The organism is Microbacterium sp. LMX7-1.2 (genome assembly GCF_040675935.1).
Taxonomy (GTDB): Bacteria; Actinomycetota; Actinomycetes; order Actinomycetales; family Microbacteriaceae; genus Microbacterium.
Genome location: NZ_JBEGIL010000001.1, coordinates 2,538,604 through 2,553,518 on the forward strand (window position 1 = coordinate 2,538,604; position 14,915 = coordinate 2,553,518).

A 14,915-nucleotide genomic window follows, 5' to 3' on the forward strand; every position below is an offset into this window, starting at 1 on the left:
CCGGAGGGGAGAGAGACCGCGTCAGAACAGCAGGTAGATCGCGCCGGCGATCGTGAGGACGATCACGATCCGGTCGAACAGCCGCTGGTCCAGGCGCTTCGCGACGGCGATGCCGACCAGCGCGCCGATCACGACGAGCGGTGCGAGCACGGCGTCCATGAGCAGCACGGGGCCGTGGAAGAGGCCCAGGCCCGCGAGGAACGGCACCTTCACGAGGTTGATGATCGCGAAGAACCACGCCGAGGTGCCGAGGAAGACCTGCACGGGCGTCCGCGTCGCGAGGAAGTACATCGACATGACCGGGCCGCCCGCGTTCGCGACCATGGTCGTGAAGCCGCCGAGCGTTCCGTACGTGCCGGCGAGCAGGATGCCGCCGCGCGGCGTGTCCACCGCATCGGACCGGCTCTGTCGCCAGCGGCGCCAGAGGGTCACGGCGATCATGAGCAGCAGGATGACGCCGATCGCGCGGCGCACGATGCCGTCGCCGGCGATCGCGAGGAACGCGAAGCCGAGCACGAGCCCCGCGACCACCGCCGGGGCGAGGCGCAGCAGTGTCGGCCAATGCGCATGACGGCGATAGGCGAGCAGCGCGAACACGTCGCCGACCATGAGCAGCAGGAGCATCGCGGCGGTCGACGTGCGGGCCGGCAGCACCGCGGCGAACAGCGCGATCGCGAGGATGTTGCCGCCGGGCAGCGCGGTCTTCGAGATGCCGATCGTGACGGCGGCGAGGCCGAGTGCGGCCCACGCCCAGGGTTCGAGCTCGGTCACAGGGCGCTCAGCCCGCCAGCAGGGCGGCGATCGCGTCGTAGCCGCGCGCCGTCGCGAGGTCGTGGGGGAGCACGCCGTCGCCGTCGCGGACGGTGACGTCGGCACCGCCCGCGAGCAGTGCCCGCACGACCTCGACGTAGGTCTGCGAGCCGTCGCCGAGCACGATCGCCTCGTGCAGCGCCGTCCAGTGCAGGTTGTTCACGTGGTTCGGGTCGACGCCGGCGTCGAGCAGGATTCGGATGGTCGACAGGAGCCCCCGCTCGGATGCCGGGATCAGCGCCGTACCGCCGTAGCGGTTCGTGCTCGCGAGGTCGGCGCCGTGGTCGAGCGTCAGTCGCAGGATCTCGTCGTGGCCGCGGGCTCCCGCGTAGAGGTACGCCGAGTCCTGGATGTCGTCCTTCGCGTTCACGTCGGCGCCGGCGTCGATCAGAGCCCGGGCCGCGGCGAGATGGTTCGCCTTGGTCGCGGCGACGAGCGCGGTCATGCCGCCCCCGCCGCGCGCCTCGAGGTCGGCTCCCGCGTCGAGCGCTGCCCGTACGGCATCCGCGTCTCCGCCGGCTGCCGCGGCGAGCAGATCACGGGAGGCATCGGACATGGCGGACTCCTCAGGGGCGGGTGGGACGGATGCCGGAGCGCACGCCGACAGCCCGAGAGCGACGACGGTCGCGAGAGCGCCCCACAGCAGCATCCGGGCGGTTCTCATGGTTCCGGTCTACCACGGGGAGGGCAGCGGGGGCGATCGAGCTCAGCTCCGCGTGGCAGCGAGCGCGGCGGCGAAGCGAGCAGCGCGCTGCTCGAGGTCGGCCCAGTCGGAGCCCGCGATGGAGGCGCCGTTCGCGAGGTCGCCGCCCGCGCCGACCGCGACGGCTCCCGCGCGGAACCAGTCGGCGAGGTTGTCGGGCGTGACGCCGCCGGTGGGCATGAGCGGAGCGTCGGGGAACGGTCCGCGCAGCGCGCCGAGGTACGAGGGGCCGCCGAGGGAGGCGGGGAAGATCTTCACGACGTCGACGCCGAGCTCGAGCGCACCCATGACCTCGGTCGGCGTCATCGCGCCGGTCATCACGACGCGACCGGTGTCGAGCATGGCGCGGGTGAGGGCGGGAAGGCTTCCGGGGCTCACGAGGAACTCGGCACCGGCATCCGCTGCGGCCGTCGCCTGCTCGACCGTGGTGACGGTGCCGGCTCCGACATAGGCGGCGTCGCCGTGGCGGGCGATGAGCTCGCGGATCACGGCGGGGGCGTCGGGTGTCGAGAACGTGACCTCGATGCCGGTCACCCCGCCGCGGATGATCGCCTCGGACGCCTCGAGCGCGAGCTCGGGGGACGGGGCGCGGAGGACGGCGAGGACGCCGGTGGCGCGGGCGCGGTCGAGACGGTCGGACATGGGTCTCCTTCGATGGGCTGCGTCCATTCTCGCGGACGTCAACCTGTCATTACAAGTTGCGTCTGGCAATCAGTGCAGGGAGGCCCCGCGCCCGCCGACCCAGCCGCCTCCCACCCGGCCCCCGGTACCCTGGAGACATGACCGAGAAGCCCCGCACGCGCGAGACGCGCCCCGCGACCGCGTCGTCCCGTCCCGCGGGGACCACGATCCGCGCCACTGGCGGCACGCAGGTGCGTCCGGCGACCGAGGGCTGGACGCAGCAGAAGGATGCCGAGGGGCGGCCGCTCCTGCAGTTCGCGAGCCCCAAGCGCGGCAAGCCGCCCGTGCACCTCGCCGACCTCACGCCGGCCGAGCGCGTCGACAAGGTGAAGGAGCTGGGTCTTCCGGGGTTCCGGGCCAAGCAGCTCTCCACGCATTACTTCCGGCACTACACGTCGGACGCCGCCGAGATGACCGACCTCCCCGCCGGCATCCGTGAGGAGCTCGTCGCCGGCATGCTCCCGCCGCTCATGACCGAGGTGCGCCGCCTCGAGACCGACCGCGGCGACACGATCAAGTTCCTGTGGCGTCTGCACGACGGCGCGCTCGTCGAGTCGGTGCTCATGCGCTACCCGGGCCGCATCACGCTGTGCGTGTCGTCGCAGGCCGGATGCGGCATGAACTGCCCGTTCTGCGCCACGGGCCAGGCGGGACTCACGCGCAACATGTCGACGGCCGAGATCGTCGAGCAGATCGTGCGCGCCAACCGCCTGATCGCCGACGGCGGGCTGGGCGGCAAGAAGGCCGACGACCACTCCATGGAGCGCGTCTCGAACATCGTCTTCATGGGCATGGGGGAGCCGCTCGCGAACTACAAGCGCGTGATGGATGCCGTGCGCACCATGGTCGCCCCTCAGCCCGACGGTCTCGGGATGAGCGCGCGCGGAATCACGGTCTCGACCGTGGGTCTCGTACCCGCGATCAAGAAGCTCGCCGACGAGAACATCCCGGTGACCTTCGCGCTGTCGCTGCACGCGCCCGACGACCACCTCCGCGACGAGCTCATCCCGGTGAACTCGCGCTGGAAAGTCGACGAGGCGCTCGACGCCGCCTACGACTACTACGCCAAGACGGGTCGTCGCGTGTCGATCGAGTACGCGCTCATCAAGGACATGAACGACCACGCGTGGCGCGCCGACCTCCTCGCCGAGAAGCTCAATCAGCGCGGACGGGGCTGGGTGCACGTGAACCCGATCCCGCTGAACCCGACTCCCGGCTCGATCTGGACCTCGTCCGAGAAGGACGTGCAGGACGAGTTCGTGCGTCGACTCAACGACGCCGGCATCCCGACGACCCTCCGCGACACCCGCGGCAAGGAGATCGACGGCGCGTGCGGTCAGCTCGTCGCGACGACCGAGGACGAAGCCGCCGCGGCCGCCCTGGCCTGAGCGGATCCCCTGTCTGCGGCATCCCGGATGCCGTCGCGCCGTCCGAGCTCTTCAGCGCGGGCGATCCATGACGCGATCCGCTCCGGACTCGCGGTCTTGACGCCCAGCATCCGGTGCGTGCGGACCGTGCGGATGCCGCAGAGCCGCATCGTGTTGCGGGCGACCTGCGTCTGCGCGGGCAGGCCCGTGAAGGGCACCGCGTACCAGGGGGTGTCGGCGAGCAGGATCAGCCGACCGCGCCGGGCGGGGAGCAGTCCCTCGGGGATCCCGAGCGTCGAGTAGCGGTACTCCTGCTGCGGCAGCAGCGCGCGGTCGAAGAAGCCCTTCAGAACCGCGGGTACGGAGCCCCACCACAGCGGGGTCGTCACGGTGACGGATGAGGCCTCGCGCAGCATCCTCTTGGCATCGGCGAGGTCGGGTTCGAGTTCCATCCGCTCGCGGTAGCCGAAGCGCAGCGAGGGATCGAAGGCGAGGTCGCGCACCGCGAGAACGCGCGCGTAGCCGTGCGCGGCGGCGTAGCGCCGGGCGAGCTCGGCGGTCAGCGAGCGGGCGTCGGGGTGGCCGTCGAGGACGAGGGCGGTGGTCATGGCTGCTCCAATGTTGACACTGTCAATGTGGTGGACACTGTCAAGATAGGGAACAATGTTGCTCGTGTCAAGTTCTCGATCCGGATATCACCACGGCGACCTCGCGCACGCCCTCGAGGCCGCGGCGATGCAGCTGCTGGCCGATCGTCCGGCGCAGGAGATCAGCCTGCGCGAGGTGGCCCGCGCCGCCGACGTGAGCCACAACGCGCCGTACCATCACTTCTCCGACCGCCGCGGGCTGCTCAAGGTGCTGGCCGAGCGGAGCATGGCCGACCTCGTCGAGGCGGTGCGTCTCGCGATCGGGCGCGCACCCGACGCGACCGCGGCCGCGATCGACTGCGGCGCGGCCTACATCCGCTACGCGGTCGAGAACCCCCACGGCTTCGACGTCATCTACGACCCGACCGTGTGCATCCCCGGCGAGCCGAGCGACACGATGGCTCCCCTCATCGCCGAACTCGAGGGGCAGCTGTCCCGCGCGGCAGCCTCCGCCGGGCTCGGTACCGCGGACGACGTCACGGGGATCTGGGGTCTCGTGCACGGCCTCGGGACGCTCTGCGCCGCGGGGCATTTCCCCCTCGACGCCGCGCTCGCCGGGTACGAGCACACGCTCCGCCGCATGCTCCCCGCCTGAGCCCGCGGGATCTCGCGGCGGAGACACAGGCACCGTCCACGTTTTCCACAGGCGACCTTTCGTAGATTGTCGGGATGCCCTATTCCGCTCACCGTCCCGGACGGTTCGATTCGCAGGGGCGGATCATCGTCGACAGCGACCCGAACGCCGACACGGATGACCTCGACTTCCTGCGCGCCTACGAGCCGAGCGGCGCCGACAGCGCCGACGCGCAGTCGACCGCGCCGATCGACGAGCACGCGGTGACGACGGATGAGACGGATGCCGCGGCATGCCGTCCCGTCCGTGAGCCGAAGCCGCGTCGTCAGCCCCGCGAGAAGAAGCCGCGGGTCCCCGGATCCCGCCTGCGCACGCTCGCGATCCTCGGCGGCGCGGAGGGCGAGATCCTCGACCGCGTGCCCGGGGAGACCCCGCGGTTCGTGCAGATGTTCTTCGTGCTCGCAGGCACCGCCCTCGTGTCGGCGATCTCTATGCTCTTCGCCCTCACCACGGGCGTGCAGGCCGCGATCTGGCTGGCCGTGCCCCTCGCGATCGTGTGGGCGCTGATCATCTTCAACCTCGACCGGTTCCTCACGTCGACCATGACGTCGACCCGCAACGTCTGGCGCCTGATCGGCCTCGCGATCCCGCGTATCGTCATGGCCGCGATCATCGGCTTCGTCGTCGCGGAGCCTCTCGTGCTGCAGATCTTCCACAACGACATCGCCCGCGAGGTCGCCTCGACGAACATCACCCAGGCGCAGTCCGACCAGGACGCACTCGAGACCGGTCCGGAGAAGAAGGCTCTGGATGCGGCATCCGATCGCGTCGCCGAGCTCGAGAACCAGGCCGCGACGGGCATCGTCGCCGGCACCGACTCCTCGTCGGCGAGCGAGTCCGCCGCGCAGGCGACCGTCGACGACGTCACCGCCAAGATGACCGCCCAGCAGGCCGTGATCGACCAGGCCCGCGTGCTGTACCAGTGCGAGCTCACCGGCGAGGGCGCGGGGACGGTGCCCGGCTGCACGGGCGTGAACGGCGAGGGCGCGAGTTCGGACGCCGCGAAGGCCCAGCTCGCCGAGGCGCAGCAGACCTACGACGCGCTCGCCGCACAGCTGCGCACCGCGAACGAGGAGCTCGCCGCCGCGGGCACCTCGGCCAAGGAGAACACCACCGCCTCCGAGACCCAGAACCGCGAAGAGGCGAAGTCGCAGCTGCCCGCCGCCCGCGACTCGTACGAGACGGCGCTCGCCGCGTACAACGCCCGGGCCGAGTCGGTCGCCTCCGGCAACGCCGGGGCCATCGGTCTGCTCAGTCAGATCAGCGGGCTGAACCGCCTGAGCGAGAAGGAGCCCACGATCCTGTGGGCGCACATCCTCATCGCGGCGCTGTTCTTCATGATCGAGCTGCTGCCCGTGCTCGTGAAGGTGCTCACCTCGTACGGCGATCCCTCGCTGTACGAGCGTGCCCTGGCGATCCGCAAACAGGTCGCGCTCGACAAGGTCACGGCCGAGGGCTTCCGCGACCGCGCCGCGATCGTGAACGAGCAGTCCTCCGGCATCCAGGCGGAGGCGGATGCCGCGGCGCCGCAGACCCGCGCCGAGCGGCGCGAGGCGGAGAAGGCCGAAGCGGAGGAACGCGAGCGTGCCGAGCAGCGCGCGCAGGCGCAGACGCTCGAGGATCAGGAGCGGCTGCTGCAGACGCAGGCCTGAGCGCGCGCCGGTCTCGCGGGCGGGGCCGCGCGGCCGTAACGGCCCGCGCCCCGGCATCCGCGAGTAGCGTGGCCTCATGGTCAACTATCGCTACCTCGGTAACAGCGGACTCAAGGTCTCGGAGATCACCTACGGCAACTGGGTCACCCACGCCTCGCAGGTCGGTGACGAAGCCGCAGTGAAGACGGTGCACGCCGCGCTGGATGCCGGCATCACCACGTTCGACACCGCCGACACCTACGCCAACACGGCCGCGGAGGTCGTGCTCGGCAAGGCCCTCGAAGGCCAGCGCCGCGAGAGCCTCGAGATCTTCACGAAGGTCTACTTCCCGACCGGTCCGAAGGGCCCGAACGACACCGGACTCAGCCGCAAGCACATCATGGAGTCGATCAACGGCTCGCTGACCCGCCTCGGAACGGACCACGTCGACCTCTACCAGGCGCACCGCTTCGACTACGAGACGCCGCTCGAGGAGACGTTCCAGGCATTCGCCGACGTCGTGCGCCAGGGCAAGGCGCTCTACATCGGCGTCTCCGAGTGGACGGCGGAGCAGCTGCAGGACGGACACGCGCTCGCGCGCCAGCTCGGCATCCAGCTCATCTCCAATCAGCCGCAGTACTCGATGCTGCACCGCGTGATCGAGGGCAAGGTCGTGCCGGCGTCCGAGGAGCTCGGCATCTCGCAGATCGTGTGGTCTCCCATGGCGCAGGGCGTGCTGAGCGGCAAGTACCTGCCGGGTCAGCCGGTTCCCGCGGGCTCGCGGGCGACCGATCCGCACAGCGGCTCCGACTTCATCAAGGGCTTCCTGCAGGACGACATCCTCACGGCCGTGCAGAAGCTCAAGCCGATCGCCGAACAGGCAGGTCTCACGATGCCCCAGCTCGCGATCGCGTGGGTGCTGCAGAACCCCAACGTGGCCGCGGCGCTCGTCGGAGCATCCCGTCCCGAGCAGCTCGCCGACACGGTCAAGGCCTCGGGTGTCACGCTCGACGCCGACACCCTCGCGGCGATCGACGAGGCCTTGGGCGACACGGTGAACCGGGATGCCGAGGCCACGTACTCGGTCTCCCCGGAGTCCCGCCTGGTCTGACTTCCCCCGCCGACGCCCGCGCGTCGACGCCCCGTCTGAATGCCGACGCCCCCGCTGAGATACGTGACTCAGCGGGGGCGTCGGCGACCAGGCGGGGCGTCGGCGAATGCGGCGCGGGATGCCGGATGCGGGAGCTACTCCTTCACGGCGCCGGCGGTGAGGCCCTGCACGATCCAGCGGCTCGCGAGCGCGAACATCGCCATGGTCGGCAGGATCGTGAGCACGGCGGCGGCGCTCATCGAGCCCCAGTCGATGTTGAACGTCGAGATGAAGCCGTTCAACGCCGAGGGGACGGTGCGGTTCTCGTCGGTGTTCATCAGCACGACCGACAGGAACAGCTCGTTCCAGCAGTTCACGAAGTTGAAGATGAACGCCGCGATGATGCCCGGCGTCATCACGGGGACGAGCACGCGGAACAGGGCGCCGAGGCGCGAGCATCCGTCGATCATCGCCGCCTCCTCCAGCGCGTCGGGCACGTTCTCGAAGAATCCGCGGAGCATGACCGTCGAGAACGGGATGCAGATCGCGATGTACACGAGGATCAGGCCGGGCTTCGTGTCGACGAGACCGAGGTCGGTCATCATCGAGTACAGCGGTCCGAGCGCGATGAACGCGGGGATCATCTGCGTGAGCAGGAACGCGATCAGCACCGCGCCCTTGCCCCGGAACTCGAACCGCGCGATCACGTAGGCGCTCAACAGGGCGATCAGCGTCGCCACGGCTCCGGCGACGATCGCGACGAGCGCCGAGTTACCGAGGAACGTCGCGAACGCGCTCTGCTGGAACAGTTTCACGTAGTTCTCGAACGACGGCTCGCTGGGCCAGTACTCGATCGGGAACCGGTTGATCGTGCCGGGCGACTTGATCGACGTGAGCGCGATCCAGTACAGCGGGAACAGCGTGATCACGAGCCAGAGGCCGAGGCCGACCACGCGGACGACGCCGCCGGCCGTGACGCGACGACGGCCGCGCGGAGCCTTCGCCGCGTCCGGCACCGTCAGCACCCGCGTCTCGGTCATGGTCGTGCCGGTGGGGGTGGTGATGGTCATCGCTGGGCCCTCCGCATCGCCATGAGGTAGAACGCGCAGAACACGAACAGGAACGCCACGACGATCAGGCCGATCGCGCTCGCGATGCCGTAGTTGCCCTGTTGCGTGTAGTTGATCATCCACGTCGTGATGATGTGCGTCTGGTTCGCGGGTCCGCCGTTCGTCATGGCGTAGATGATGTCGGGGAAGTTGAAGATCCAGATCACGCGCAGCAGGATCGTCAGCAGCAGCGTCACCGAGATGTACGGGATGATGATCGAGAACAGCTGCCGCACCTTGCCGGCGCCGTCGAGGCTGGCCGCCTCGAGCATCTCGTCGGGCACCGACTGGAGAGCCGCGAGGATCATGATCGCGAAGAACGTCACGCCGTACCAGACGTTCGCGACGATGACCGCGAACATCGCGAGCTTCGGGTCGGCCAGCCACGGCAGTGGGGCGTCGATGAGACCGGCCTTCATGAGCAGGTCGTTGACGACCCCGAACTCCGCGTTGAACATCCAGCGGAACAGCATCCCGATGAGGAAGCCGGAGACGGCCCATGGGAAGAAGACCAGCGCCTGGTAGACGCCCCGGAAGCGGAACCGCTTGCGCAGCGCGAGAGCGATCAGGAAGCCGATCACGAGCTGAGGCACGAGCGAGCCGACGACCCAGAGGATCGAGTTCCACGCCACGACCGGGAAGGCCGGGTCCTGGAAGACCGTGACGAAGTTGTCGAAGCCGACCCACGGGGTCGAGGTGAGGTCCCACAGGTTCCAGTCGTGGAACGCCATGCGCGCGCCCTGCAGCATCGGCCAGTACGTGAACCAGGCGACGAACACGATCGCCGGGGCCATGAAGGCCAGCAGGGTCAGCGCGTGACGCCCGCGGAACGGACGCCGACGCGGACCGGGGGAGGAGGCCCCGCCGGCGGCTTCTTTCGAAGCCGTGCCGGCGGAACCCCTCTCACGAAGAGCGGATGACACGGATCAACCCTTCTCCGCGGCGTACTTCTCGGTCCAGAACGTGTCCCACGACTCGAGCAGCTCGCTCGTCGACATGTTGCCGAGCAGCACGTTCTGCACATCCTGGTCGGACTTCTGGATCCACTCGGTCCACCAGCTCACTCCGCGCGGCTGGCGCACGTTCACGTAGGTCTCGGGGTCCTCCGTCATGGTGACGTAGCTGGTCCACGGGCCCGTCGAGTAGAACTCGTCGTCGGCCGCCTCGGTGATGATCGGCACGAGGCTGTTCGCCTGCGCGAACTCCGTTGCGGGCTCAGCCGACGAGAGGAACTCGACGAGCTTCACCGCGGCCTCCTGGTGCTCGCTGTTCTCGGCGACGCCCCAGCCGGCGACGGCCAGCGGCTGCGCAGCCTTGCCCGAAGGGCCGACGAGCAGCGGAGCGGTGTCCCACTGGTCCTCGGTGAGCGAGGAGTCCTGCACGGTCGCGATGACCTCGGGGTCCTGCAGCAGGAACGCGGTGGTGCCGTTCGTGAAGCCGGCGACCATCTCGGGGTAGCCCCACGAGACGGCCGAGGGCGGCGACGCCTCGGTGAACAGGTCGAAGTAGTCGTCGACGGCATCCTGTGCCTCGGGAGCGGCGAAGATCGTCGAGCCGTCCTCCATGAGGAACGCGTCCTCGGTGTCGAGGCCGTCGATCGTGTAGGCCTCGATCGCCGCGACCACGTTGCTGTTGGCGTTCGCCCCGCCGCGGAAGGCGTAGCCGTAGACGTTGTTCGACGGGTCCTGGATCGCGCTGGCCTGCTCGAGGAGGTCCTTCCAGCTGTGCGGCGGACCGTCGAAGCCGGCGTCGGCGACGAGGTCGGTGCGGTAGAACAGCGACAGGCCGTAGAAGCCGTAGGGCACGAAGTAGCTCTTGCCGTCGGCCGCGACCGACGCGGACTGCGCGTTGTCGGTCAGGGCGTCCCAGCCGTCCCACTTCTCCAGGTCGGCGGTCATGTCGTACAGCCAGCCGTTGTTCGCGAACGGGCCGACCGTGATGTCGCGGACCTCGAGCACGTCGACGCCCTTGCCGGACTGCAGCATCTGCTGGATCTTCGCGTCGGCCTGCTCGGTCGGCGGCGAGACCAGGTTGACCTTGATGTCGGGGTTCTCCTTCTCGAACTCGTCGAGCAGGCCGCGGATCAGGTCGGTGCGGGCCGGATTGGTCAGGCTCTCGACCATCTGCAGCGTCACGGTGCCGTCGGCGGACGAGCCGCCGCTGCCGCCGGAGCAGCCGGTGAGCGCGAGTGCGGCGACGGTGCCGATTCCCGCTGCGGTCGTCAAGATGCGGTTCTTCTTCACGAGGTGCCTCTCAATTTCGGGTGGTGGTGGGTTCGGGTGGTGATGGGTTCGGGTGGTGGTGGTTCGGGCGATGGGGGGTGCGGATGGGGGATCGGGTCGTGCGGTCAGGAGACGATGAGGGAGTTCGCAGAGCGGATGCCGGCGCGGCTGAGGATCTGCGGCACGCAGCGCTCGACGAACGCGGCGAAGTCGGACTCCTCCGTGTAGAGGTGCGCCGACAGGCGGAAGTAGCCGATGCCGCGGAAGCTCGTGAACGCGGTCTCGACGCCGACCGCGTCGAGGAGGTCCATGCGCAGCGCGTCGGCCTCCTCGCGGGTCGCGCCGAGTCCGAGCGGCAGGCGCACCAGGCGCATCGACGGCACGGGCGAGGGGAGCGGGGTGAGCGGGTCCTCGTCGCCGTAGGGACGCAGCGCCTCGGCGATCATCTCGGCGCCGGCATCCGCGATCTCGGAGATCGCGAGACGCGCATCGGCCCAGCCGAACTCGCTCTCGACGAAGTCGATCGCGGTCGGGGTCGCGAGGTACGTCGTCGCGTCGATCGTGCCCTGCGTGTCGAAGCGCACGGGATACGGCTCGCGCGCGGCCCAGGAGTCGATGAGCGGCCAGAGTTCGTCGCGGTCGGGGGCGGAGGTGACGAGCAGCGCCGAGCCGCGCGGAGCGCAGGGCCACTTGTGCAGGTTGCCGAACCACCAGTCGCCACCGGCCTGGGCCGCGGCATCGGCGATCAGGCCGGGCGCGTGTGCGCCGTCGACGAGGGTGCGCACACCCTGCACGGCGGCGAGCTCGGCGATGCGACGCGTGGGCAGCAGGCGGGCGGTCGGGGAGGTGATCTGGTCGACCACGATCAGCCGCGTGCGCGCGGTGAGGGCGTCGGCGAACAGCTGCACGACCTCGTCGTCGGCGGCGAGCAGCGGCAGGGCGACGGTGCGGACGGATGCTCCGAAGCGGCGCGCGAGGCGCTCTGCCCCCATCGTGATGGCGCCGTAGCCCTGGTCGGTCACGAGGATCTCGTCGCCGGCCTCGAGCCGGAGGGCGTTGTAGACGACGGTCGCGGCGGCGGAGGCGTTCGGCACGAACACGCTGTCCTCGGCGCGAGCACCCACGAACGGGGCCGTGCGCTCGCGCGCCTCCTGCACGCGCTCGGCGATGCGCGGGAACCATTCGACCGGGCTGAGGTCGGCCCGGCGGCGCAGTGCGTCCTGGTGGGCGACGACCGCGGTCGGCACGGCGCCGAAGGATCCGTGGTTGAGGTGGATCACCTCGGGGTCGAGGGGCCAGGCGTCGCGCGATCTCAGGCCGGAGTTCAGCGTGAGCGGTGCGGGGAACGGCAGTGCGGGCATCGATCCTCATCGGTGAGTCAGGGGCGAGTTGTTGCACAACTTTGCCACAGGAGTGCGGAAATGGCTACGGATCGGTGAAGATGAAACATAGTTGTCATACGAGTTTCCACGGTCGGCACATTCCGACAGACTTCACGAGGAGCAGGGCGATGGCCGAGAGGATGACGATGAGCGCACTCGACACGGCGCTGCACGGCCTGCGGGCGCTGATCGCCGACGGCGCATTGCGCCCCGGCGACCGCCTGCCGAGCGAAGGGGAGCTGTGCGAGCGGCTCGGGGTCTCCCGCGGGTCGCTGCGCGAGGCCATCCGCATGCTCGCCGCCCTCGGCGTGCTCGAGACCCGCCACGGCTCCGGCAGCTACGTCGGCGAGCTGCGTGCCGCCGACCTCATCGGCAGCCTCTCGCTCACGGTCGGGCTGCTGCCCATGGCCGGGGTGCTGGAGCTCACCGAGCTGCGCCGGGTGCTCGAACCGCATGCCGCGGCGCTCGCCGCCGCGCGGATCGACGCCGACACGGTGGCGGCGCTCGACGGCATCCTCACCGAGATCGAGGCGAGCGACGACTTCGAGGAGCACTCGCGCCTCGACCACGCCTTCCACATGACGATCTCCGAGGTCGCCGGCAACGACGCCCTCACGAGCCTGATCGACGTGCTGCGCTCGCGCTCGCGCGCCTACCGCATCCCCGACGCGCACGACGCGAACGAGCTCAAGCGGAACTCGGATGCCGGGCACCGGGCCATCCTGCGCGGACTCGCCGCCGCCGACCCGGTCGCCGCCTCGGCAGCCGCATCGTCGCACGTCGCCGCGACCGAGTACTGGGTGCGGCTGTACACAGACGCCCCTGACGACTCCGACGCCTGACCCGCGCCACGGCCTGTCCCGATCCGCGGACCACGGCCCGATCCGCGGACGTTCTCGGCCGATCCGTCCGCGGATCGGGCAAGGCTCAGCGGATCGGGACGCCCCGAGGGCCTACTCGAACGTGATGTCGACCTGGATCTCGGTCGCCAGACGCTCCAGGTCGGCCTGCAGTGCGTCGACGTCGACGTCCGCAGGAACCCGCGCCGCGACCGTCGCCTCGAACAGGCGGCCTCCCGCCATCGCCGCATCCCGCGTCTCCGTCGCCAGCTCCTCGATGCTCAGCGCGTGCGCGTGCAGCACGGCCGACACCTCTCGCACGATGCCGGGACGGTCGTTGCCCAGCACGCGCAGTTCCAGCATCCGCTCCGGGGCGGCGACGTTCTCGGTGCCCGTGCGCACGGCGACCGTGAGCAGGCCGTCGAGCTCGCGCAGCGCCGACTCCAGCTCGGACGACCGCTCCGGGGCGATCGAGACCTCGATGACACCCGCGAACGTGCCGGACAGCTCGGCGAGCTGGCTCGACTCCCAGTTGCCGCCGTGGGCGTCCACGACATCGGCGACGGCGGCCACGAGGCCCGGACGGTCAGCACCCGCGACGGTGAGGATGAGAGTGGTCATGCGGCCAGCGTACCCGGGCACTCCCGCCACAACTCCGGCGAATCGGGCGAATACCGGTCTCTCGGGGCGCGCGCACTCCTCAGCCGCGCCGCTTCTCCGGAGTTACGGCGCGCTGTTCACTCGATCCAGTCGCCCGTCTCCAGGAACCGGTCGAGCCGCGCGCGGTGCGGAGCGAGGTCCCAACCCTGCGCGGCGACCCAGTCGTCGGAGTAATAGGTGCCGGCGTAGCGGATGCCGCTGTCGCAGATGAGCGTGACGACGCTGCCGGTCTCTCCGGCCGCGCGCATGCGGGCGATCAGCTGGAACGCGCCGTACAGGTTCGTGCCCGTGGAGCCGCCGGCGAGGTGCAGGGTGCGCTCGCGCAGCATCCGGATCGCGGCGATGGATCCGGCATCCGGCACCTGGATCATCTCGTCGATCACGGTCGGCACGAACGACGGCTCGACCTGCGGGCGGCCGATGCCCTCGATGCGGCTGGGGCGTCCGGCGGGTGCCTCGGGGGTGCCGGCCCATCCGTCGTAGAACGCCGAGCCCTCGGGGTCGACGACCGCGATCTGCGTGTCGTGGCGGCGGTACTTCACGTACCGGCCGAACGTCGCGCTCGTGCCGCCGGTCCCCGCGCCCACCACGATCCAGCGGGGGATCGGATGCCGCTCCTGAGACAGCTGGCTGAACACGCTCTCGGCGATGTTGTTGTTGCCCCGCCAGTCCGTCGCGCGCTCCGCGAACGTGAACTGGTCGAGGTAGTGGCCGTGGCAGTCGCTCGCCAGACGCCGCGCCTCGGGAGACATGTCCTCCGCGCGCTCGACGAAGTGGCAGGTGCCGCCGTAGAACTCGATGAGGTCGATCTTCTCCTGGCTCGTCGAACGCGGCACCACGGTGATGAAGGGCAGGCCCAGCATCCGCGCGAAGTACGCCTCGGAGACCGCGGTCGACCCGCTCGAGGACTCGACGAGCGTCGTGTCCGCCGTGATGCGTCCGTTCACCAGTCCGTAGAGCAGCAGCGAGCGGGCGAGGCGGTGCTTGAGCGACCCGGTCGGATGTACCGACTCGTCCTTCAGGTACAGGTCGATGCCCCACTCGGCCGGCAGCGGGAACAGGTGCAGGTGCGTGTCGGCGCTGCGGTTCGCGTCGGCTTCCAGCAGGGCGATCGCGGTGCTGGTCCAGTCGCTCATGCAT

At 70.0% G+C, this 14,915-nt stretch carries 15 protein-coding genes; 5 read left to right on the top strand and 10 right to left on the bottom strand.

The window, feature by feature from the left end; genetic code table 11:
* Positions 1-21: 21 nt before the first annotated feature.
* The 3 genes from MRBLMX7_RS12400 to MRBLMX7_RS12410 are packed head-to-tail and all read right to left on the bottom strand — an operon-like array spanning position 22 to position 2,155.
* Positions 22-771, bottom strand: coding sequence for a sulfite exporter TauE/SafE family protein (locus tag MRBLMX7_RS12400; RefSeq protein WP_363368936.1), 750 nt, complete (start codon positions 769-771; stop codon positions 22-24).
* Positions 772-778: 7 nt separating this feature from the next.
* Complete coding sequence (locus MRBLMX7_RS12405; RefSeq protein WP_363368938.1) at positions 779-1,474, bottom strand: ankyrin repeat domain-containing protein; 696 nt, start codon at positions 1,472-1,474, stop codon at positions 779-781.
* Positions 1,475-1,516: 42 nt separating this feature from the next.
* Positions 1,517-2,155, bottom strand: a complete 639-nt coding sequence (locus MRBLMX7_RS12410) for a bifunctional 4-hydroxy-2-oxoglutarate aldolase/2-dehydro-3-deoxy-phosphogluconate aldolase (protein ID WP_363368940.1) — start codon at positions 2,153-2,155, stop codon at positions 1,517-1,519.
* A 137-nt stretch (positions 2,156-2,292) separates the two neighbouring features.
* On the opposite strand from MRBLMX7_RS12410, the gene rlmN reads away from it, so the two are divergent.
* Entirely contained in the window at positions 2,293-3,582 is a 1,290-nt protein-coding gene (gene rlmN / locus MRBLMX7_RS12415) for a 23S rRNA (adenine(2503)-C(2))-methyltransferase RlmN (RefSeq protein WP_363368942.1), read from the top strand.
* Here rlmN and MRBLMX7_RS12420 read toward each other — a convergent pair.
* Positions 3,531-4,169 carry an NAD(P)H-dependent oxidoreductase gene (locus MRBLMX7_RS12420; protein ID WP_363368944.1) on the bottom strand — a complete coding sequence of 213 codons (639 nt, stop codon included), beginning with the start codon at positions 4,167-4,169 and terminating at the stop codon, positions 3,531-3,533. The genes rlmN and MRBLMX7_RS12420 overlap by 52 nt on opposite strands.
* 64 nt (positions 4,170-4,233) lie before the next feature.
* On the opposite strand from MRBLMX7_RS12420, the gene MRBLMX7_RS12425 reads away from it, so the two are divergent.
* The 3 genes from MRBLMX7_RS12425 to MRBLMX7_RS12435 all read left to right on the top strand — a co-directional run bounded on the left by MRBLMX7_RS12425 (position 4,234) and on the right by MRBLMX7_RS12435 (position 7,584).
* Positions 4,234-4,803 (top strand): TetR/AcrR family transcriptional regulator, encoded by a 570-nt coding sequence (locus tag MRBLMX7_RS12425; RefSeq protein ID WP_363368946.1) that lies wholly within the window; start codon positions 4,234-4,236, stop codon positions 4,801-4,803.
* Positions 4,804-4,877: 74 nt separating this feature from the next.
* The gene (locus MRBLMX7_RS12430) at positions 4,878-6,494 is read left to right on the top strand and encodes a DUF4407 domain-containing protein (RefSeq protein ID WP_363368948.1); all 1,617 of its coding nucleotides are present in this window, start codon (positions 4,878-4,880) and stop codon (positions 6,492-6,494) included.
* Between the two features lie 76 nt (positions 6,495-6,570).
* On the top strand, positions 6,571-7,584 hold the full coding sequence (locus MRBLMX7_RS12435; protein ID WP_363368950.1) for an aldo/keto reductase family protein: 1,014 nt from the start codon (positions 6,571-6,573) through the stop codon (positions 7,582-7,584).
* Between the two features lie 134 nt (positions 7,585-7,718).
* On the opposite strand, the gene MRBLMX7_RS12440 is transcribed toward MRBLMX7_RS12435, so the two are convergent.
* The 4 genes from MRBLMX7_RS12440 to MRBLMX7_RS12455 form a co-directional block, all read right to left on the bottom strand.
* Positions 7,719-8,633, bottom strand: a complete 915-nt coding sequence (locus MRBLMX7_RS12440; RefSeq protein ID WP_200903823.1) for a carbohydrate ABC transporter permease — start codon at positions 8,631-8,633, stop codon at positions 7,719-7,721.
* Positions 8,630-9,595 carry a carbohydrate ABC transporter permease gene (locus MRBLMX7_RS12445; protein ID WP_363368952.1) on the bottom strand — a complete coding sequence of 322 codons (966 nt, stop codon included), beginning with the start codon at positions 9,593-9,595 and terminating at the stop codon, positions 8,630-8,632. The genes MRBLMX7_RS12440 and MRBLMX7_RS12445 overlap by 4 nt, the downstream gene beginning before the upstream one ends.
* A 3-nt stretch (positions 9,596-9,598) precedes the next feature.
* Positions 9,599-10,915, bottom strand: a complete 1,317-nt coding sequence (locus MRBLMX7_RS12450) for an ABC transporter substrate-binding protein (protein ID WP_363368954.1) — start codon at positions 10,913-10,915, stop codon at positions 9,599-9,601.
* A 104-nt stretch (positions 10,916-11,019) separates the two neighbouring features.
* Positions 11,020-12,255: an aminotransferase class V-fold PLP-dependent enzyme gene (locus tag MRBLMX7_RS12455; protein WP_363368957.1), complete on the bottom strand. Its 1,236-nt coding sequence runs from the start codon at positions 12,253-12,255 to the stop codon at positions 11,020-11,022.
* A 167-nt stretch (positions 12,256-12,422) separates the two neighbouring features.
* Between MRBLMX7_RS12455 and MRBLMX7_RS12460 the strand changes: the two genes are divergently transcribed.
* Positions 12,423-13,118, top strand: a complete 696-nt coding sequence (locus tag MRBLMX7_RS12460) for a FadR/GntR family transcriptional regulator (RefSeq protein WP_363368959.1) — start codon at positions 12,423-12,425, stop codon at positions 13,116-13,118.
* 111 nt (positions 13,119-13,229) lie between these two features.
* Here the strand turns inward: MRBLMX7_RS12460 and MRBLMX7_RS12465 are convergent, their stop codons facing one another.
* Entirely contained in the window at positions 13,230-13,736 is a 507-nt protein-coding gene (locus MRBLMX7_RS12465; protein WP_363368961.1) for a glycine cleavage system protein R, read from the bottom strand.
* Between the two features lie 116 nt (positions 13,737-13,852).
* On the bottom strand, positions 13,853-14,911 hold the full coding sequence (locus MRBLMX7_RS12470) for a PLP-dependent cysteine synthase family protein (protein WP_363368963.1): 1,059 nt from the start codon (positions 14,909-14,911) through the stop codon (positions 13,853-13,855).
* Positions 14,912-14,915: the final 4 nt, after the last annotated feature.